The organism is Kitasatospora sp. NPDC059462, assembly GCF_042749955.1.
GTDB lineage: Bacteria > Actinomycetota > Actinomycetes > Streptomycetales > Streptomycetaceae > Kitasatospora.
In genome coordinates this window covers 1-18,929 of sequence record NZ_JBHYUU010000070.1, presented here as the reverse complement: position 1 = coordinate 18,929, position 18,929 = coordinate 1, and the positions used below count along the sequence as shown (strand labels likewise).

Annotated in this window: 15 protein-coding genes and 1 rRNA gene; 9 read left to right on the top strand and 7 right to left on the bottom strand. The window is 73.5% G+C overall.

The features are described 5' to 3' along the window. Nucleotides 1–21: 21 nt before the first annotated feature. Nucleotides 22–2,784: a preprotein translocase subunit SecA gene (gene secA / locus ACFXAM_RS19245; RefSeq protein WP_380292699.1), complete on the bottom strand. Its 2,763-nt coding sequence runs from the start codon at nucleotides 2,782–2,784 to the stop codon at nucleotides 22–24. A 251-nt stretch (nucleotides 2,785–3,035) separates the two neighbouring features. Between secA and ACFXAM_RS19240 the strand changes: the two genes are divergently transcribed. Further along, nucleotides 3,036–3,620: a GNAT family N-acetyltransferase gene (locus ACFXAM_RS19240; protein WP_380292697.1), complete on the top strand. Its 585-nt coding sequence runs from the start codon at nucleotides 3,036–3,038 to the stop codon at nucleotides 3,618–3,620. A gap of 101 nt (nucleotides 3,621–3,721) precedes the next feature. Next, on the top strand, nucleotides 3,722–4,939 hold the full coding sequence (locus tag ACFXAM_RS19235) for a winged helix-turn-helix domain-containing protein (RefSeq protein ID WP_380292695.1): 1,218 nt from the start codon (nucleotides 3,722–3,724) through the stop codon (nucleotides 4,937–4,939). Between the two features lie 37 nt (nucleotides 4,940–4,976). Here the strand turns inward: ACFXAM_RS19235 and ACFXAM_RS19230 are convergent, their stop codons facing one another. Together ACFXAM_RS19230 and hpf are read right to left on the bottom strand one after the other, a co-directional pair. Continuing rightward, nucleotides 4,977–5,735 (bottom strand): response regulator, encoded by a 759-nt coding sequence (locus ACFXAM_RS19230; protein ID WP_380292693.1) that lies wholly within the window; start codon nucleotides 5,733–5,735, stop codon nucleotides 4,977–4,979. Nucleotides 5,736–5,931: 196 nt separating this feature from the next. Next, nucleotides 5,932–6,624: a ribosome hibernation-promoting factor, HPF/YfiA family gene (hpf, locus tag ACFXAM_RS19225; RefSeq protein ID WP_380292691.1), complete on the bottom strand. Its 693-nt coding sequence runs from the start codon at nucleotides 6,622–6,624 to the stop codon at nucleotides 5,932–5,934. Between the two features lie 365 nt (nucleotides 6,625–6,989). Between hpf and ACFXAM_RS19220 the strand changes: the two genes are divergently transcribed. Further along, nucleotides 6,990–7,757 (top strand): ComF family protein, encoded by a 768-nt coding sequence (locus ACFXAM_RS19220; RefSeq protein WP_380292689.1) that lies wholly within the window; start codon nucleotides 6,990–6,992, stop codon nucleotides 7,755–7,757. 51 nt (nucleotides 7,758–7,808) lie between these two features. Here the strand turns inward: ACFXAM_RS19220 and ACFXAM_RS19215 are convergent, their stop codons facing one another. From ACFXAM_RS19215 to mtrA, 3 genes are read right to left on the bottom strand one after another with little or no spacing between them, the layout of a single operon-like run. Next, nucleotides 7,809–9,719: an LpqB family beta-propeller domain-containing protein gene (locus ACFXAM_RS19215; protein ID WP_380292687.1), complete on the bottom strand. Its 1,911-nt coding sequence runs from the start codon at nucleotides 9,717–9,719 to the stop codon at nucleotides 7,809–7,811. Then, nucleotides 9,694–11,835, bottom strand: coding sequence for an MtrAB system histidine kinase MtrB (gene mtrB, locus ACFXAM_RS19210; protein ID WP_380292685.1), 2,142 nt, complete (start codon nucleotides 11,833–11,835; stop codon nucleotides 9,694–9,696). Before mtrB ends, ACFXAM_RS19215 begins: the two co-directional genes overlap by 26 nt. A 1-nt stretch (nucleotide 11,836) precedes the next feature. Further along, a complete protein-coding gene (gene mtrA / locus ACFXAM_RS19205; protein WP_030061806.1) occupies nucleotides 11,837–12,514 on the bottom strand; it encodes an MtrAB system response regulator MtrA in 678 nt (225 codons plus the stop codon). Between the two features lie 286 nt (nucleotides 12,515–12,800). On the opposite strand from mtrA, the gene ACFXAM_RS19200 reads away from it, so the two are divergent. The 6 genes from ACFXAM_RS19200 to ACFXAM_RS19175 all read left to right on the top strand — a co-directional run bounded on the left by ACFXAM_RS19200 (nucleotide 12,801) and on the right by ACFXAM_RS19175 (nucleotide 18,787). After that, complete coding sequence (locus ACFXAM_RS19200; RefSeq protein WP_380292683.1) at nucleotides 12,801–14,000, top strand: hypothetical protein; 1,200 nt, start codon at nucleotides 12,801–12,803, stop codon at nucleotides 13,998–14,000. Nucleotides 14,001–14,005: 5 nt separating this feature from the next. Continuing rightward, entirely contained in the window at nucleotides 14,006–14,677 is a 672-nt protein-coding gene (locus ACFXAM_RS19195; RefSeq protein WP_380292682.1) for a DUF4129 domain-containing protein, read from the top strand. Further along, nucleotides 14,674–15,897: a DUF4350 domain-containing protein gene (locus tag ACFXAM_RS19190; protein WP_380292680.1), complete on the top strand. Its 1,224-nt coding sequence runs from the start codon at nucleotides 14,674–14,676 to the stop codon at nucleotides 15,895–15,897. The genes ACFXAM_RS19195 and ACFXAM_RS19190 overlap by 4 nt, the downstream gene beginning before the upstream one ends. Before the next feature lie 134 nt (nucleotides 15,898–16,031). Then, the gene (locus ACFXAM_RS19185; RefSeq protein ID WP_380292719.1) at nucleotides 16,032–16,961 is read left to right on the top strand and encodes an AAA family ATPase; all 930 of its coding nucleotides are present in this window, start codon (nucleotides 16,032–16,034) and stop codon (nucleotides 16,959–16,961) included. A gap of 63 nt (nucleotides 16,962–17,024) precedes the next feature. Then, complete coding sequence (locus ACFXAM_RS19180; protein WP_380292678.1) at nucleotides 17,025–18,335, top strand: DUF58 domain-containing protein; 1,311 nt, start codon at nucleotides 17,025–17,027, stop codon at nucleotides 18,333–18,335. Nucleotides 18,336–18,418: 83 nt separating this feature from the next. Next, complete coding sequence (locus ACFXAM_RS19175; protein WP_380292676.1) at nucleotides 18,419–18,787, top strand: hypothetical protein; 369 nt, start codon at nucleotides 18,419–18,421, stop codon at nucleotides 18,785–18,787. Between the two features lie 49 nt (nucleotides 18,788–18,836). Here the strand turns inward: ACFXAM_RS19175 and rrf are convergent. Next, a 5S ribosomal RNA gene (rrf, locus tag ACFXAM_RS19170) occupies nucleotides 18,837–18,929 on the bottom strand; the annotation flags it as partial.

The window sequence follows — 18,929 nt, the reverse complement described above, 5'->3', positions numbered from 1 at the left end:
AAGCGCGGACCGGCCGCCGGCTCAGCCCTTGCGGCGGCGACCCTTGGCCGACTTGGCCGCCTTGCGGCGCTCGGCGCGGGTCATCCCGTCGCCCTCGTCCTCCGCGCCGAGGTCCTCGAAGTCGCCCTCGACCACACCGCCGCCGACCTCGTCCGAGGGGGCCGTGTAGTGCAGCCGCTGCGGCTTGGGGGCCTCCAGGCCCTTGGCCTTGATCTCCGGGCGGGCGGCGTCCTTCTCCAGCTTGTCGAGCACGACCTGGGCGTCCTCGACCGGGACCTCCTCGACCTGCTGCTCGACCTGGACCTCCAGGTTGAACAGGTAGCCGACGGACTCCTCCTTGATGCCCTCCATCATCGCGGTGAACATGTCGAAGCCCTCGCGCTGGTACTCGACCAGCGGGTCGCGCTGCGCCATGGCCCGCAGGCCGATGCCCTCCTGGAGGTAGTCCATCTCGTAGAGGTGCTCGCGCCAGCGGCGGTCCAGCACCGACAGCACGACGCGGCGCTCCAGCTCGCGCATGATCTCGGTGCCGAGCTGGTCCTCGCGGGCGCCGTACTGCGCCTGGACGTCCTCCTGGATGACCTTGGTGAGGAACTCCGGGGTGAGGCCCGCGGTGCCGCCGGCCTCCTCCTCCAGGTCCTCCAGGTCCAGGGTGAGCGGGTAGAGCTGCTTGAGCGCGGTCCAGAGCTTGTCGAGGTCCCAGTCGTCCTCGAAGCCCTCGCCGGTGGCGGCCCGGACGTACGCCTCGACGGTGTCGTCCATGAAGTGGCCGACCTGCTCCTGGAGGTCCTCGCCCTCCAGCACCCGGCGGCGCTCGCCGTAGATGACCTCGCGCTGGCGGTTCAGCACCTCGTCGTACTTGAGGACGTTCTTGCGGATCTCGAAGTTCTGCTGCTCGACCTGGGTCTGCGCGGAGGCGATGGCCCGGGTGACCATCTTCGACTCGATCGGCACGTCCTCGGGCACGTTGGCCATCGAGAGCACGCGCTCGACCATGCCGGCCTTGAACAGGCGCATCAGGTCGTCGCCCAGCGACAGGTAGAAGCGGGACTCGCCCGGGTCGCCCTGACGGCCGGAACGGCCGCGCAGCTGGTTGTCGATCCGGCGGGACTCGTGCCGCTCGGTGCCGAGGACGTAGAGGCCACCGGCCTCCTTGACCTCGTCCTGCTCGGTCTTCACCGCGGCCTTGGCCTTCTCCAGGGCGGCCGGGAACGCGGCCTCGTACTCCTCCGGGGTGTCCACCGCGGAGAGTCCGCGCTGGGCCAGCTCGGCGGCCGCGAGGTGGTCGGCGTTGCCGCCGAGCATGATGTCGGTACCGCGGCCGGCCATGTTGGTGGCGACGGTGACGGCGCCCTTGCGGCCCGCCTGGGCGACGATCTGCGCCTCGCGCTCGTGGTGCTTGGCGTTCAGCACCTCGTGCGGGATGCCGCGCTTGCGCAGCTCCTGCGACAGGTACTCGGACTTCTCGACCGACACGGTGCCGACCAGCACCGGCTGGCCCTTCTCGTGCTTCTCGGCGATGTCCTCGACCACGGCGGCGAACTTGGCCGGCTCCGACTTGTAGATCAGGTCGGGCTGGTCGATGCGCAGCGGCGTCTTGTTGGTCGGGATCGGCACCACGCCGAGCTTGTAGATCTGGTGGAACTCGGCCGCCTCGGTGGTGCCGGTACCGGTCATGCCGGCCAGCTTGTCGTACAGGCGGAAGAAGTTCTGGAGGGTGATGGTGGCCAGGGTCTGGTTCTCGTTCTGGACCTCCACCCCTTCCTTGGCCTCGATCGCCTGATGCATGCCCTCGTTGTAGCGGCGGCCGGCCAGGATGCGGCCGGTGTGCTCGTCGACGATCATGACTTCGCCGTTCATGACGACGTAGTCCTTGTCCGCCTTGTAGAGCTCCTTCGCCTTGATGGCGTTGTTCAGGAAGCCGACCAGCGGGGTGTTCACCGACTCGTAGAGGTTGTCGATGCCCAGGTAGTCCTCGACCCGGGTGACGCCCTCCTCCAGGATGCCGACGGTGCGCTTCTTCTCGTCGACCTCGTAGTCGCGGTCGATCTTCAGACGGAGCACCAGCTTGGCGAAGTCGGCGTACCACTTGGTCGCCTGGTCCGCCGGGCCGGAGATGATCAGCGGGGTGCGGGCCTCGTCGATGAGGATCGAGTCGACCTCGTCGACGACGGCGAAGTTGTGGCCGCGCTGGACCAGTTCGTCCTTCGACCAGGCCATGTTGTCGCGCAGGTAGTCGAAGCCGAACTCGTTGTTGGTGCCGTACGTGATGTCCATCCCGTACTGGCGCTTGCGCTCGGCGGGCGTCATGTTGCCGAGGATCACGCCGACCTCAAGACCGAGGAAGCGGTGCACCCGGCCCATCCACTCCGAGTCGCGCTCGGCGAGGTAGTCGTTGACCGTGATGAGGTGCACGCCCTTGCCGGTGAGCGCGTTGAGGTACGCGGGCAGCGTGCCGACCAGGGTCTTGCCCTCACCGGTGCGCATCTCGGCGACGTAGCCGAGGTGCAGCGCGGCGCCACCCATGAGCTGGACGTCGTAGTGCCGCTGGCCGAGCACGCGCTTGGCGGCCTCGCGGACGGTGGCGAACGCCTCGGGGAGGATGTCGTCCAGGCTCTCGCCGTCGGCAAGGCGCTGCTTGTACTCGTCGGTCAGTGCGCGCAGCTCGGCGTCGGTGAGGTTGACGAAGTCCTCTTCGATGGAGTTGACCTGGGCGGCAATCCGCTGCAGCTTGCGAAGGATCTTGCCTTCGCCGGCGCGCAGGATCTTGTCGAAGACGGACACGTGAGCGGGCTCCTTGCCTGTATTGGCACTGGACGACTGCACGGTGGATCCACCCCACCGCACGGGCCATCGTATGCGAGGAGCCCAATGCCCCGGGAGGTGCGTCAGCACGGTATTCCCGTGTCACCCGCGCGAGCACTTCCGACGATAGTCCCTCGCACCGGGGCAAAGCGGACGGCCGTCCGGCCAGTTGAGCGCGCCGGTCCGTTAATCGGATGCCCGGATTTCTCTCTGTACGGAATACTCCGCCCATGGAAGAGCAGCAGGAGAAGCAGAACGGACCGGGAGCCGCGGAGCCCGTCGTCCTCACCACCGACCGCCTGGTCCTGCGCGCCCCGCGCGAGGGCGACATCGACGCGATCCTCGCCGCCTGCCAGGACGAGGAGATCCAGCGCTGGACCGTCGTCCCGGTCCCGTACGGCCGCCAGGACGCCGAGTACTTCGTCCACGACCTCGCCGCCAACGGCTGGCGGACCGGCGACAACCTGATCTGGTCCGTGTTCGAGCGGGAGTCCGGCGCGCTGGTCGGCAGCCAGGGGCTCACGGCCTGCCCCGGCCGGCCGGGTGCCGCCGAGGTCGGCTGGTGGGCGACCAAGGAGTTCCGCGGCCGCGGCTACACCGCGGAGGCCGCCGCCGCGGTGGCCCGCCACGGCCTGCGCGACCTCGGGCTGCGCCGGCTGGAGTGGCTCGCCTACGTGGGCAACGAGGGCTCCCGCGCGGTGGCCGAGCGGGTCGGCTTCCGCTTCGAGGGCACCCTGCGCTCCTACTCCGAGCAGCGCGGACGGTTCCTCGACACCTGGATCGCCTCCCTGCTCGCCGAGGACCTCACGGACTGAACGGCAGCCCGCCGACGGGCCCCGGACCGGCCGGACAGCCGCCCGGACGGGCCCCGGACACCCGGGGCCCGTTGTCGGTGCCCCCGTCTAGGCTCGCCGGCATGACCGCCTCGACCTCACGCCCGGCCTCCGGCCCGCGTCCCGCAGCCCCCGCCCCGGTGACCGTCCTCGGCGCCGACGACGCCCGCCGGATCGCCCTGCGCGCCCAGGGCCTGCTCGGCGCCCCGGACCGCCGCGGCGGCGTGCGCGGGGTGCTGCGCCGGCTCGGCGCCGTCCAGCTCGACACCATCTCGGTGCTGGCCCGCTCGCACGAACTGGTCCCGTACGCGCGGCTCGGCGCGGTCGGCCGCCCGGCGGTCGAGGCGGCGTACTGGAGCTCCGGCGCGAGCTTCGAGTACTGGTCGCACGCGGCCTGCGTGCTGCCGGTCGAGGAGTGGCCGCTGTTCGCCTTCCGGCGCCGGCGCTACCGCGCCAGGGCCCACGTCTGGGGCCAGCAGGTCGACGCCGCGACGTACCGCACCGTGCTCGACCGGCTGCGCGCCGAAGGCCCGCTCACCTCCACCGAGTTGGGCGGCGCCAAGAAGACCGCCGAGTGGTGGGACTGGTCCGACACCAAGATCGCGGTGGAGCGGGCCCTGGCCTTCGGCGACGTGGTCTGCACCGAGCGGCGGAGCTGGAAGCGCGTCTACGCGCTGGCCGAACAGGCCGTGCCCGCCGAGCTGTTCGCGGCCGAGCCGACGGACGAGGAGTGCCTGCGCACCCTGGTCGCGCAGTCCGGAGCGGCCCTCGGCGTGGCGACCAGGGCCGATCTGCTGGACTACCACCGGCTGCGCGCCGACCAGTTGGACGCGGTGCTGCCCGACTCCGGCCTGATCCCGGTCCAGGTGGCCGGCTGGGGCCCGGACGGCTCCCCCGGCGCGGCCTGGGCCGATCCGGCGGCCCTCGCCGCGCCGCCGCGCGGACGCCACCGCACCACCCTGCTCTCGCCGTTCGACTCGCTGATCTGGGACCGCCCGCGCACCGAGCGGATCTTCGGGATGACCCACCGGCTGGAGGCCTACACGCCCCGGCACAAGCGGGTGCACGGCTACTTCGCGATGCCGCTGCTGGCCGGCGGGCAGCTGGTCGGCCGGGTCGATCCCGCCCGCGAGGGGCGCACGCTGGTGGCCCGTCAGGTCTCGCTGGACTCGCCGCGCCACCTGGAGGCGCTGGCCGGGGCGCTGCGCGAGGCGGCCTCCTGGGTGGGCTGCGACGCCGTCCGGGTCGGAACGCTGCACGACGAGGCGCTCCGTCCGGCACTGGAGAAGCTGCTCGGCTGAGCACCCGGGGCGCGGCGGGGCCCGACCGGCCCCGCCGTCACCCTATTTCGAGGATCTTCTCCCGCATCGCGTACACCACGGCCTCCATCCTGGAGTGCAGCTGGAGCTTCTCCAGGATGTTGCGCACGTGGTTCTTCACGGTGTTCTCGCTGATGAACAGCTCCTTGGCGATCTCCCGGTTGTTCATCCCGGTGGCCACCAGCTTCAGCACCTCCAGCTCCCGGTCGGTCAGCCGCGGCGCGGGCACCAACTCCCGCTCGTCGGAGCGGCGCTGGATCATCGACTTGAACTCGGTGAGCAGCTTGGAGGCCATCGACGGGCTGATCTGGGACTGCCCGTCGGCGACCGCGCGGATCGCGGTGGCGACCTCGTCGGTGGAGATCTCCTTGAGCAGGTACCCGGTGGCGCCCGCCTTGATCGCCTCGTAGAGGTCGGCCTCCTCGTCGCTTATCGTCAGCATGATGATCTTGGTGCTGGGCGCGACGTCCTTGATCGCGGTACAGGCCTCGATCCCGCTGCGGCGCGGCATCCTGACGTCCATGAGGATGATGTCCGGCAGCAGGTCGGCGGCCTTGAGCACCGCCTCCGCGCCGTCCCCGGCCTCGCCGACGACCGTGATGTCCTCCTCCTCGGCCAGCACGATCTCCAGGCCCCGGCGGAACAGCGCGTGGTCGTCCACCACCAGGACGCGGATCGGCTCCCTGCGGCGGAGGGCGTACTCGGGCTCCGCCCCCGGGCCGGGCGACACCCCCGCGACCGGCCCCGTGCCGGGCCCCAGCCCGAAGTGATCCCCCATCCGCTCCTCCCCCGTCGCCGGTCGTCGTGCGCCAATCATTCCACGGCCGGAGCCCCCTCCGGTCACCCTCCGGCGCCGATCGCCCCGCATCGGGTGACCTGCGCGACGGCCCGGCACCGCCGCCGACCGGCCCCGGAACGCCGGTGACCCCGGCGGCCGCGGCCACCGGGGTCACCCTCCCATGCTGCTCGGACGGTCAGTCCTCGTCGTCACCCGCACCGATCGCACCACCGGCGCCACCACCCTCGACGGTCGTGCCGTCGGCCTTCAGGTGGATCACACCGTAGTGGTAACCGTGCCGGCGGTAGACGACGCTCGGCAGGCCGCTGTCCTTCTCCACGAAGAGGTAGAAGTCGTGGCCGACCAGCTCCATCTCGTAGAGCGCCTGGTCGAGCGCCATCGGGGCGGCCGGGTGCGTCTTCTCCCGGACCACCAGCGGGCCCTCGCCCTCCACTTCCAGGGATCCCATCATGGTCTTGCGGACGGCCCCGTTGGTCGCGCTCTCCGACGGCTTCGTCTCGGGCAGCGCGGCCAGGGCCGCGGTCGCCTCGGCGACGCTGATCGGGGTGCGGCCGTTGCCGCCCTTGTGGACCCGACGCCGGTCCGCGGACTTGCGCAGCTGGGCGTCGAGCTTCGCCGAGGCCAGGTCGAGTGCCGCGTAGGGGTCGGCGGCGGCGGCCTCGGCCCGGATCACCGGACCACGGGTACGGAGAGTGATCTCCACGCGGTCGGACCGGTCGGCCTGCCGCGGGTTGTGTTCCTTGGACACCTCGACATCGAGGCTGATCGCCTTGGTGTCGAACTTCTGGACCTTCTCCAGCTTCTCGGCCACGTGATCCCGGAACCTCTTGGGCACCTCGGTCTTACGGCCCTTGACAACGATGTCCACGCAGAACTCCGATCCCTCGTTCTGTCGCCGGTCCGGGTGCTACCGGACCGGGCTGAGACCAGCCGGACCAGCCAATCCTTCCGCCGGCCCTCCCTCCCGCCGGCAACGGCGGGAACGACTGGCCCTCACCTCACTTCCTCCCCACCAGGGACGGTTGAAACCCCCTGCGGCTCATCGAACACCTCACACGGAGTTTTCGCCTCCCCAGCGGAGAGTTCGGGTATGACGGACGAATGGGGCAACCCGTCAAGCCGTCGCACCCCGTCTACCCTCCTGTGAGTGAAACACAGGTAAATACCTGGACAACACCCCCCGTACGGCGCATTCTTTGCTCACTCTCCGTTCCTGAGCCGGAAGGAGCAGCAGTGCCGCCGCCCTCCGCACCGCCCCGACCGCCGTCCGACCACGGGCCGTTCGCCCACGCCCTGGCCGGTCTGCTCGACGTGCTGCTCCCGGCGCCCTGCGCGGGCTGCGGCGCCACCGGCGGCCAGCTCTGCCCGGACTGCCGGGACGCCCTCGCCGCCGACCTGCCCGCGCCCTCCGCCGCCCTGCCCTGGGCGCACGCCGCCGCGCCGTACGACGGCCCGGTCCGCCGGCTGCTGCTCGCCCACAAGGAACGCGGCGCGCTGCGGCTGGCCGGCCCGCTCGGCGAGGCCCTCGCCCGGGCGGTGCGCTCCGCGGTCGGCCCGCAGGCCGGACGGGCCCCGCTGCTGCTCGTCCCGGTGCCCTCGGCCCGCGCGGCCGTCCGCGCCCGGGGCCACGACCCGACCCTGCGGCTGGCCAACGCGGCCGCCCGCGCGCTGCGCCGGGAGGGCCTGGACGTCCGTGTCGCGGCGCTGCTGCGCCACACCCGCCCGGTCGCCGACCAGGCCGGGCTGCCGGCCGCCGAGCGCCGCCGCAACCTGCACGGCGCGCTCACCGTGCGGCCGCTCGCGCACCGCCGGCCCGCCGGGCTCCGCACGGTCCTGGTGGACGACCTGGTGACCACCGGGGCGAGCCTGGCCGAGGCGGCCCGGGCGCTGTCGGCGGCCGGACTGCCGCCCGGCGCGGCCGCCACCGTCGCGGCGGCCGGCACGGAGCGGCGCCCGGGCAGCCACCCGGACGGGCCGGACGGCGACGACCGGCCCTGGTGACGTGGCCGGCCGGAGCCGGACAGCCCCGCCGGTCCCGGCCGGGGCGGCCGGTCAGCCCGGGTAGATGAACGAGGAGACCCGGTACAGCAGCCCCAGCTCCCGCCACTGGTTGTTGACCAGCCGGTACGGCTTGCCCTGCGCGCCCTGCAGCGCCAGCACCGGAGGCACCAGCGGCGTTCCGCCGTTCCCCGTGCCGTTCGCCTGGTACTCCGACGCGGCGACCGTGGTCATCTCGCCGCCGCCGGGCAGCCGCGCGTCGGGGTTCGGGGAACCGTCCGTGCTGACGTAGTGCAGCTGCTGCAGCTTGTCCTTCTCCTTGCCCAGCACCAGCAGCTGGTCGGCCTCCGCCCAGGAGACCGAGACCACCTCCTCGAAGGCCGGGTTGGCCAGCCGCAGACCGGTGATCTTCGCGCTCGGGGCGTCCTTGCTGCCCTCGTGGACGAGCAGCCCCAGCCAGAGCGAGTACCCCTTGCCGTCCTTGCCGTCCTTGCCGTCCTTGAGCAGCAGGGCCACCCGGACGCCGTCCGAGGAGACCTTGATGCCCTGCACCGAGCGGCCGTCCAACCGGTCCACCGGCACCTCGACGACCTTCTGTCCGCGGATCAGCAGCACCTTCGGGCTCTGCGGATCGCGGTCCACCACGTAGAGGTCGCCGCGCCCGTCCCAGGTCGGCGAGGCCAGTCCGTCCTCCACCTTCGCCCCGGGGCGGGACGGGGTGGTCAGCACCGGCGGCGGCATCGTGCCCACGCCGTCCGTGAACGGCACCGTGAAGAGCTGGTGGCCGTCCCCGCTGATCGCCGCGGCGTGCTCGCCGTCCCGGGCCACCGCGATCGTGCCCAGCCGCCGGCCGGACGGCTGCGCACGGCCCAGCGGACCCTGCACCGGCACGCCGTCGCCGTCACTGCCGCGCGACTCGTACAGGGCGCCGTCGTCCTCCCGCTGGTAGAACTGCCGGGTCGCCATCTGCCCGGCCAGCGAGCCGGGCCCGGTCATGGGCTCGTCGCCGCGGCTCGCCTGACAGGTCGGGCCGCCGTGCGCGCCCTTGAGCTCCAGCTGGTTGATCTGCCCGGTCCCCTGGTCGGCCAGGGTGTAGAGGAGCTGGGTGGCCATCCGCCGGCAGGCGGTGAGGCTGCCCAGGTCGACGTCGGCGACCGTCACGTGCCCGGTCTGGTTGCCGTCCAGGGTCACCGTCTGCACCTTCGCGCCGTCCGGGAAGGCGGAGCGGGCCACCGGGGCGAGCCACTTCGAGGGGCCGGCGACCACCGCGTTGGCGGCGGAGCCCAGCGGGTCTATTCGGCGCCGCAGGTAGATCGGGTCGGCGATCAGCACGTCCTGGTTGGTCACCGACCCGACGGACGCCGCGGAGGGGTCCGGTGCCGCGTAGAAGAACCGGTCGACCTGGCGGTAGCTGTTGCGGAAGTTGGCCTCGTTGAGGATCAGCCCGTCGGGCAGCTTGTCGATCCGCCACTCACCGCCGGCCTTCTCCCGCACGAAGGAGAAGTCGATGCGCAGGTCGCGCGGCGCCTCGGTCCTGAACGAGTGGCGCTCGTCCACTTCGGCCACCAACTGCCCGAGGAGCGGGATCGAGATGTCCATGTCGGAATCGGTCACGTCCACGTCGGGCCGGGTCGGCGTGCCGCCGAGCACCTTGACGCCCGTCTCCGCGTTCCAGTGCGCCGCCGCGGTCGGCGTCAGGTACTTGCGGGCCGTGCCGTAGTCGTCGTCGGCGGTCAGCGCGTCCAGGAACCCGGCCAGCAGCTCCTGCGGCCTGGCGCCCTTGGTCGGCTCCACCGGGAAGACCCTGACCTGGAAGTTCTTGTCCGCCGAGCTCTTGGACAGCTCGATCTTGGTGACGCCCCCGGAATCCGGCATCGCCGCGCAGCCGCCGGCCAGCAGGGTGCCCAGCAGGGCACCGACCACCCCGGCCAGCCGCGGCTCAGTCCTGCCGCTGGTCCTTCGCACCCTGCGACCCCTCCGTGTCCGTTCCACCCGTGCCGTCCGCCCCGGCGGCACCGTCCGGCCCCGCGGTCCGCTGCGCCACCGACGGCCGGCCCGGCGCGGTGTCCACCATGACCTGCGCGCCGGTGGCACCGTACCCGGAACCGGCCGGCCGCACGTCCGACGGGTCGGACCGCGGGCCCTCCGGCCGGCGCCGGCCGAGACCCGGGCCGATGCTCAGCACACCGCCGAGGCCGCTGCCGAACCCGCTGCCGGAGGCCTCCGGGGTCTCCGGGACCCCGGTCTCCTCGGCCGCGGCCAGCGCGGTCGAGCCGGAAGGGCGGATCGCCCGCCGGTACGGCGTCCCGTACGTGCCGAGACCCCGGTTGTTGCGCGAGTCCTCCGGCTCCAGCCGGAACGGCGCCCGGCTGATCTCGCCGCCGCGGGTGCGCGGCAGGGTGAGCCGGAAGTGCGAGCCGCCGCCGGGCTCGCCCCAGGCCTGGAGCCAGCCGCCGTGCAGATGGGCGTCCTCGACCGCGATGGACAGGCCCAGACCGGTGCCGCCGGTGGTCCGCACCCGGGACGGGTCGGCCCGCCAGAAGCGGTGGAACACCCGGGACGCCTCGCCCGGCTTGAGGCCGATGCCGTAGTCGCGCACACCGACCGCGACCGCGCCGTCCTGCGAGCCCAGCCGGACCACGACGTCGCGGCCCTCGCCGTGCTCCAGCGCGTTGACCACCAGGTTGCGCAGGATGCGCTCGATGCGCCGGGAGTCGACCTCGGCCACCACCGGCTCGCCGTCGCCGCGGATCACCACCGCGCTGCCCTTGGCCCGGGCCAGCGGGTCGGCGGCCTCGACCACCCGGCCGACGATCTCGCGCAGGTCCACCGGCTCGGCGTCCAGCACGGCCGCGCCCGCGTCGAAGCGGCTGATCTCCAGCAGGTCGGCGAGCAGCGACTCGAACCGGTCCAGCTGCCCCTGGAGCAGCTCGGCGGAGCGGGCCGCCATCGGGTCCAGGTCCTCGCGGCTGTCGTAGATGAGGTCGGCGGCCATCCGGACGGTGGTCAGCGGGGTGCGCAGCTCGTGCGAGACGTCCGAGACGAAGCGCCGCTGCACCCGGGACAGCTCCTCCAGCTGGCGGATCTGCGCCTGCAGCGCGTTGGCCATCCGGTTGAACGATTCGCCGAGCCTGGCGATGTCGTCCGTGCCGGTGACCTTCATCCGCTCCTCCAGGTGCCCGGCGGCCAGCCGCTCGGAGATCCCGGCGGCCATCCGGACCGGGGTCACCACCTGGCGCACCACCAGCCAGGCGATGCCGCCCATCATGATCACCACGAACACGCCGGCGGTCGCCAGGGTGCCGGTGATCAGATTGAGGGTCTTGGTCTCCTGGGCGAAGGAGAAGACGTAGTACAGCTGGTAGCTGGTGCCGTCCGGGCCGAAGAACTGCTGGCCGAAGACCAGGCCGGGCTCGGTCTTCCCGCTCTCCGAGCGCTGGATCCGGGTGGGCTGGCTGAAGGTCTGGCCGGCCTCCTGCGCGACCTTCGTCCGCAGCGCGGCCGGGACGCTGTCCGGCGAGATGTCGCCCGAGTAGCGCGGACCGAAGCTGGTGCGGCCCGGCTGCACCGGCTGACCGCCCGGCAGCATCGCGATCACCGAGAAGACGTTCTGCCCGCCGGCCGCCAGTTCGCCGACCTGCCGCAGCAGCCAGGTGCCGGGCTCCTCCGCGGTCAGGTCCGCGGCCGCGCCGCCCCGCAGCCGCAGGTCCCTCGCCTCGTCGATCTTGTTGAGCTCGGTCTGGAAGCCCGCGATCGCCTGGTCGCGCGCCGCGGCCCGCTTGGTGTCCAGCAGCCCGGTGCGCACCTGCGCCACCACGACAACCCCCAGCACCAGCACCACCAGGACCGACAGCAGCAGCGTCGCCGCCACCACCCGCAGCTGGATCGACCGCCGGTACAGCGCCGCCACCCGGTGCACGGGGCGCCGCAGCTGACGGCTCACCAGCGCGAACAGCGCCGCCGGCCCGCGCCGACGGCGGCTGCGGACGGTCGAGGTCGAACTCAGCACGTCTCCGCGCACGGCGGAGCCGCCCCCGTCGGTCGCGGCACCCGCCGGGGTCTCGTCGGACTGGTCGCTCACGTCAGCTGGGCCCGGCCTTGTAGCCGACGCCGCGGACGGTCACCACGATCTCGGGGCGCTCCGGGTCCTTCTCGATCTTGGAGCGCAGACGCTGCACGTGGACGTTCACCAGCCGGGTGTCCGCCGCGTGCCGGTAGCCCCAGACCTGCTCCAGCAGCACCTCGCGGGTGAACACCTGCCAGGGCTTGCGGGCCAGCGCGACCAGCAGGTCGAACTCCAGCGGGGTCAGCGGGATGCCCCGGCCGTCCCGCTTCACCGAGTGGCCGGCCACGTCGATCACCAGATCGCCGATGGTCAGCTGCTCCGGCGTCGGCTCCTCGGCACGGCGCAGCCGCGCGCGCACCCGGGCCACCAGTTCCTTGGGCTTGAACGGCTTGGTCACGTAGTCGTCGGCGCCCGACTCCAGACCCACCACGACGTCCACCGTGTCGGTCTTGGCGGTCAGCATGACGATCGGGATCCCGGACTCCGCCCGGATCTGCCGGCAGACGTCGATGCCGTCCCGGCCGGGCAGCATCAGGTCGAGCAGCACCAGGTCGGGCTTGGTCTCCCGGAACGCGGCTAGCGCCTTGTCCCCGTCGGCGACGAAAAACGGCTCAAAACCCTCACCACGCAGCACGATGCCGAGCATCTCGGCCAGTGCGGAGTCGTCATCAACGACGAGGACGCGTCCCTTCATGGCTCCATCCTCTCATTACCGGATTGTGACCTGCCGCACAGCAGTCCCTTTGCTCCAGAACGGCCAACTGGCGGCCCGGCGAATTCCGGCCATACCGGGCGAAAGGTCCGGCCCCAACCACCTCCGGAGCCCCCCTCGGAGCCCACCGGCCGTCCCCGCAGCGGCCGTTGCCGTTCAGCAACCGGCTCCCCCTGGGGCGCGTCCGACCACCATGGCACGATGGGCGCTGCGCCCAGGTGAAGATCCACCCGGCGCCGCGAACCCTGACGCCCTCCGAGGAGCAGTGATGACCGACACTCCGGGCTGGGCCTCGCCCGGCTCGCCCGAGCCGCCCCGCGACGGTGCCCGGCCCCCGGCCGACGCACCCTCCGCCGTGCCCGGCCAGTCGGCACCGCCCCACGACGCCCCGCCCGCCTGGGGCACCGCCCCCGGCGCCCCGCAGCCCCCCTACGGGCAGCAGCCGCCGTACGGGCCGCAGCCCGCCTACGGGGCTCCCGGCGGGCCCTACGGCTGGGGAGCGCCGCCCAGCCCCAAGCCCGGCGTCATCCCGCTGCGCCCGCTCGGCCTCGGCGAGATCCTCGACGGCGCCGTCTCCACCGTCCGCAAGCACTGGCGGGTCGCCCTCGGCCTCTCCTTCGGCGTCGCCGTCGTCCAGCAGGGCGTCGCGCTCGGGGCCCAGCTCGCCGTCCAGGGCGACACCGGCGAGCTCACCCCGGTGCTGAGCTCCCTGGTCAGCATGCCGCTCGCCTGGCTGCTCGGCGTGATCGCCTCCGCCCTGCTGACCATGGTGGTCAGCCGCGCCATCCTCGGGCAGTCCGTCACGCTCCGGGAGGCCTGGCGCGACGCCCGGCCCCGGATGCTCCAGCTCGTCGGCCTCACCGTGCTGAACGGCCTGATCCTCGGCGGCATCGTCCTGCTGGCCTGCGCCCCGCTGATCGGCTACGCCGTGGCCGGGGCCGAGGAACCGGGCATCACCTTCCTGCTCGTCGTCGTGGGCCTGCTCAGCCTGCCCGTCGTCGTCTGGCTCGGGATCCAGCTCAGCCTGGCCGCGCCCGCGCTCATGCTGGAGAAGCAGGGCGTCATCGCCGCCCTCTCCCGCTCCCGCCGCCTGGTCCGCCGCTCCTGGTGGCGGATCTTCGGCATCACCCTGCTCAGCCTGGTCATCTCCTGGATCGTCGCCAGCGTGATCAGCACGCCGTTCACGGTCGCCGGCATGGTGCTCGGCTGGGGCGACCTCACCAGCCAGATCGACGCCGGCGACAGCGCCACCATGCCGACCGCCATGCTGGTCACCCTCGCCATCGGCGGCATCCTCTCCTCCACCGTCACGCTCCCCTTCACCTCCACCATCGGCGTGCTGCTCTACGTCGACCAGCGGATCCGCCGCGAGGCCCTCGACATCGAGCTCGCCCGCGCCGCCGGCCTGCCCGAGTACGGCGGCACCGGCTGGGGCGACCAGGCCGGCCCCGCCCCGGCAAGGTTCTGAGCCCGGTGCCGGCCTGGGGGGAGATCGTCGTGCTCGCGGGCGGGGCCCCGGTCACGACCCCGCGCGACGCGGCCCGTGACGCGGCGCGCGACGAACTGGTCAACGCCGACTACCACCGCCACGACCCGAGCATCCAGCAGCGGGTCTTCGACTGGATCATGGAACGCCTCGACGACGCGCTCGGCGCGCTCGCCGGCGGCGGCACCAGCGGCACCACCGGCCTGATCCTCTTCCTGGTGGTCGCCGTGGTGATCGGCGCCGCCCTCTGGTGGCGCCTCGGCGCGCCCCGCCGGGCCGCCCGCACCGACCTCGGCGTGTTCGGCGGCACCGGCCCGCGCAGCGCCGCCGAACACCGCACCGACGCCGAAGGGCACGCCGCCGCCGGCCGGTGGGCGGAGGCCGTCCGCGAGCAGATGCGCGCCCTGGTCCGCGGCCTGGAGGAACGCACCCTGCTCGACCCCCGCCCCGGCCGCACCGCCGACGAGGCCGCCGCCGAGGCCGGCCGCGCGCTGCCCGGGCACGCCACCGCCCTCGCCTCGGCCGCCCGCGCGTTCGACGACATCGCCTACGGCGAGCGCACCGCCGACCAGGCCGCCTACCAGCTGCTGCGCGACCTCGACCGGGCCCTCGAACGCACCCGCCCGGTCCTCGCCCCGGCCGCCGGAGGAGCCGCATGACCAGCGCCACCCCCGCCCCGCCGACGGCGCCGCCCGCCGGCGCGCCCGCCCCGGCCGCCACCAGCCTCGCCCCCACCGGCCGCGGCCTGTGGCGACGCGCCCGCTGGTACCTGCTCGTCCTCGTCCTCGCCCTGCTCGCCGCCGTCGTCCTCGCCGCCGCCAACGACGAGCGCCAGTACCCGCCGATGGACCCGCGTTCCTACGAGCCCACCGGCAGCCACGCCGTGGTCGCACTGCTCGAACGCCAGGGCCTCAAGGTCGACATCACCCCCGACCCCACCGGCCGCCCCGTCGGCGCCGACACCCTCGTCCTGCCCGAACCCGACCTGCTCGGCCCCGAACAGCTGGCCGCCGTCGCTGCCGCCGGACACGCCCGGCTGGTCCTCGTCTCCCCCGGCCCCGCCGCCCTCAGCGCGCTCGCCCCCGGCGTCCGCATGTCCGACGAGAACGGCGGCGTCCCCTACGCCCGCGTCCACAGCACCGACCCCGGCTGCTCCCTGCCCGAGGCGGTCCGGGCCGGCAGCGCCCACGTCGGCGGCCTGCTCTACACCTCCGGCAGCCGCGGCGAGGGCTGCTACCCGCGCGGCCACGGCTACCCCCTGGTCTCCGTCCCGATCGGCCGCGCCACCGACGTCGTGGTTCTCGGCAGCGGCGAGTTCCTCACCAACGAACTGCTCAAGAAGGACGGCAACGCCGCCCTCGGGCTCGGACTGCTCGGCGCCCAGCCCCAGCTCACCTGGCACCTGCCCGACTACACCGCCCCGGTCGCCGAGGGCGGGCGGAAGAGCTTCCGGGACTTCGTCCCCGAGGGCTGGACCTGGGCCGGGTACCAGCTCGCCGTCGCCGTCGTGCTCGCCGCGCTCTGGCGCGCCCGCCGTCTCGGCCCGGTCGTCGGCGAGAACCTGCCTGTGGTGGTCCGCGCCTCCGAGACCACCGAGGGCCGCGCCCGCCTCTACCGCCGCGCCAGGGCCCGCGGCCGCGCCGCCGACGCCCTGCGCCGCGCCGCCGCGCACCGCATCGCCCCGGCCCTGGGCGTGCCGCCCGTGGCCGACGCACCCGACCCCACCGCCCTCTGCGCGGCCGTCGCCGACCGTCTCCCCGAGCGGTCCGCCGGGGACGTACGGGCCCTGCTGTACGGCCCGCCCCCGACCGACGACGCCGCGCTGCTGCGGCTCGCCGACGACCTCGACGCCCTCGAAAGGCAGGTACGGAAGCCGTGACCGAGAAGGCCACCACCCAGCTCCGCATCACTCCCGGCACGGCACCCGCCACCCCCGGCACCACCGTCCCCGGCGGCACCGTCCCCGGCGGCAACGCGTCCGGTGACCCGCGGCTCGGCGACCCCCGCGAGGCGCTGACCGCGCTGCGCGCCGAGATCGCCAAGGCCGTCGTCGGCCAGGACGCCGCCGTCACCGGCCTGGTCGTCGCCCTGCTCTGCGGCGGCCACGTGCTGCTCGAAGGCGTCCCCGGCGTCGCCAAGACCCTGCTGATCCGCACCCTGTCCACCGCGCTCAGCCTGGAGACCAAGCGCATCCAGTTCACCCCCGACCTGATGCCCGGCGACGTCACCGGTTCGCTGGTCTACGACGCCCGCACCGCCGAGTTCTCCTTCCAGCCCGGCCCGGTCTTCACCAACCTGCTGCTGGCCGACGAGATCAACCGCACCCCGCCGAAGACCCAGGCCGCCCTGCTGGAGGCCATGGAGGAACGGCAGGTCACCGTCGACGGCGAACCGCGCGCCCTGCCGGCGCCGTTCCTGGTCGCCGCGACGCAGAACCCGGTCGAGTACGAGGGCACCTACCCGCTGCCCGAGGCCCAGCTCGACCGCTTCCTGCTGAAGCTGATCCTGCCGCTGCCCGACCGCGACCAGGAGTTCCAGGTCCTCGCCCGGCACGCCGCCGGCTTCGACCCGCGCGACCTCGCCGCCGCCGGCGTCCGCCCGGTCGCCGGGCCCGAGCACATCACCGCCGCCCGCGAGCAGATCGCCCGGCTGACCGTCTCGCCCGAGATCCTCGCCTACATCGTCGACCTCTGCCGGGCCACCCGGCAGTCGCCCTCGCTCTCCATCGGCGTCTCCCCGCGCGGCGCCACCGCGCTGCTCGGTGCCTCCCGCGCCTGGGCCTGGCTGGCCGGGCGCGACTACGTCACCCCCGACGACGTCAAGGCGCTCGCGCTGCCCACCCTGCGCCACCGCGTCGCGCTGCGCGCCGAGGCCGAGATGGAGGGCGTCACCGCCGACTCCGTCATCCAGGCGGTGCTCGCCCAGACGCCCGCCCCGCGCTGAGCCGGCCCGCCCGCTCGCCCCTCCGGCCGGCCCACCCCCGGCCCCGACGAAGGAACGCACCGCATGGCCCTCACCGGGCGAACCGCCCTGCTCGCCGCGCTCGGCGCCCTCGTCACGGGCCTGCTGCTGCCCTCCTGGGCCGGGATCGGCGCCGTCACCGGCGCGGTCCTGCTCGGCGTCGTCGTCGACCTGGTGCTCGCCGCACCCGTCCGCAGCCTGCGGATCACCCGGGGCGGCGACACCACGGTCCGCCTCGGCGAGAGCGCCGCCGTCGAACTGACCGTCACCAACCCGGCCGGACGGCCCCTGCGCGCCCGGATCCGCGACGCCTGGGCCCCGTCCGCCTGGCGGCCCGGCACCGGGACCGCCGCCTCCCGGCACACCCTGCGGGTGCCCGGGCACGAGCGACGCCGCGTCACCACCGTCCTCACCCCCACCCGTCGCGGGGACCACCACGCCCACAAGGTGACCGTCCGTTCGCTCGGCCCGCTCGGCCTGGCCGGCCGTCAGGGCTCGCACCTCGTCCCCTGGAGCGTCCGCGCGCTGCCGCCGTTCGCCAGCCGCAAGCACCTGCCGTCCCGGCTCGCCCGGCTGCGCGAACTCGACGGCCGGACCTCCGTCCTGACCCGCGGCCAGGGCACCGAGTTCGACTCGCTGCGGGAGTACCTGCCCGGCGACGACGTCCGCTCCATCGACTGGCGGGCCAGCGCCCGCCGCCACACCGTCGCCGTCCGCACCTGGCGCCCCGAGCGCGACCGGCACATCCTCGTCGTCCTCGACACCGGCCGCACCTCCGCCGGCCGGGTCGGCGACGCCCCCCGCCTCGACGCCTCCCTCGACGCCGCGCTCCTGCTCACCGCCCTCGCCACGAAGGCCGGCGACCGGGTCGACCTGCTGGCCCACGACCTGCGCAAGCGGGTCTCGGTGGCCGGTCGCTCCCCGAACGAGATCCTCCCGGCCTTCACCAACGCGATGGCCGTCCTGGAGCCCGCGCTCTACGAGACCGACATGCGCTCGCTGGTCGCCACCGCGCTCAAGATGGCGCCGCACCGCTCGCTGATCGTCCTGCTCACCGGCCTCGACGCGGCTCCGGCCGAGGACGGCCTGCTCCCCCTGCTGCCGCTGCTCACCAAGCGCCACGAGGTCGTCCTCGCCTCCGTCTCGGACCCCCACCTCGACGAACTCGCCGCCGGCCGCGGCACCGTCGAGGCCGTCTACGGCGCCGCGGCCGCCGAGCAGACCCGCGCCGACCGCCGCCGCACCGCCGACCGCCTCACCCGCGCCGGCCTCACGGTCATCGACGCCCCGCCCTCCTCGGTCGCTCCCGCCCTCGCCGACACCTACCTCGCCCTCAAGGCCGCCGGCCGCCTCTGAGACGCCCTTCAGGGCTCGGCCGTGACCCCCCGCCGGACAGGAGCCGGCGGCGCTGTCACACCCTCTCAGTACGCTCGCTGTCCATGAGCGTCTCCATCTACTACTCCGCACGCCGCGCCAACCCGCTGACCGAGGCCGAGACGGCCTCCGTCGAGCACGTTCTCGCCGCCCACGCCGCTGAGTTCCCCTTCTCCGACGAGGAGGGCGTCACCCCGTACGACTACGACGAGGACGAGCCGGAGGAGCTCGTGTCCGGCGCCACGAAGCTGCCGAGCGACCCCAGCCGTCTGCTGCCGGCGTTGACCGAGGTGCTGAACGCCTTGAGCGCCTTGCGCCGGGCTCTGCCCGGAACGGAATGGCACGTGCACATGGACGACCTCGATGTCCCGTGGAGCGAGGACAAGGGCTATGCCTTTCCCGGCATGCGCGACGGTGAGCTCGACGTGTGGTGAACGCAAAGAACCCCCGCCGGAATACCGGCGGGGGTTCTTCTCAAAATTTGTTCGGCGGCGTCCTACTCTCCCACAGGGTCCCCCCTGCAGTACCATCGGCGCTGTGAGGCTTAGCTTCCGGGTTCGGAATGTAACCGGGCGT

Coding starts and splice junctions, on each gene's coding strand:
- ACFXAM_RS19240 (WP_380292697.1), top strand. CDS start 3,036: ATGGAAGAGCAGCAGGAGAAGCAGAACGGACCGGGAGCCGCGGAGCCC.
- ACFXAM_RS19235 (WP_380292695.1), top strand. CDS start 3,722: ATGACCGCCTCGACCTCACGCCCGGCCTCCGGCCCGCGTCCCGCAGCC.
- ACFXAM_RS19230 (WP_380292693.1), bottom strand. CDS start 5,735: ATGGGGGATCACTTCGGGCTGGGGCCCGGCACGGGGCCGGTCGCGGGG.
- mtrA (WP_030061806.1), bottom strand. CDS start 12,514: ATGAAGGGACGCGTCCTCGTCGTTGATGACGACTCCGCACTGGCCGAG.
- ACFXAM_RS19200 (WP_380292683.1), top strand. CDS start 12,801: ATGACCGACACTCCGGGCTGGGCCTCGCCCGGCTCGCCCGAGCCGCCC.
- ACFXAM_RS19190 (WP_380292680.1), top strand. CDS start 14,674: ATGACCAGCGCCACCCCCGCCCCGCCGACGGCGCCGCCCGCCGGCGCG.
- ACFXAM_RS19180 (WP_380292678.1), top strand. CDS start 17,025: ATGGCCCTCACCGGGCGAACCGCCCTGCTCGCCGCGCTCGGCGCCCTC.
- ACFXAM_RS19175 (WP_380292676.1), top strand. CDS start 18,419: ATGAGCGTCTCCATCTACTACTCCGCACGCCGCGCCAACCCGCTGACC.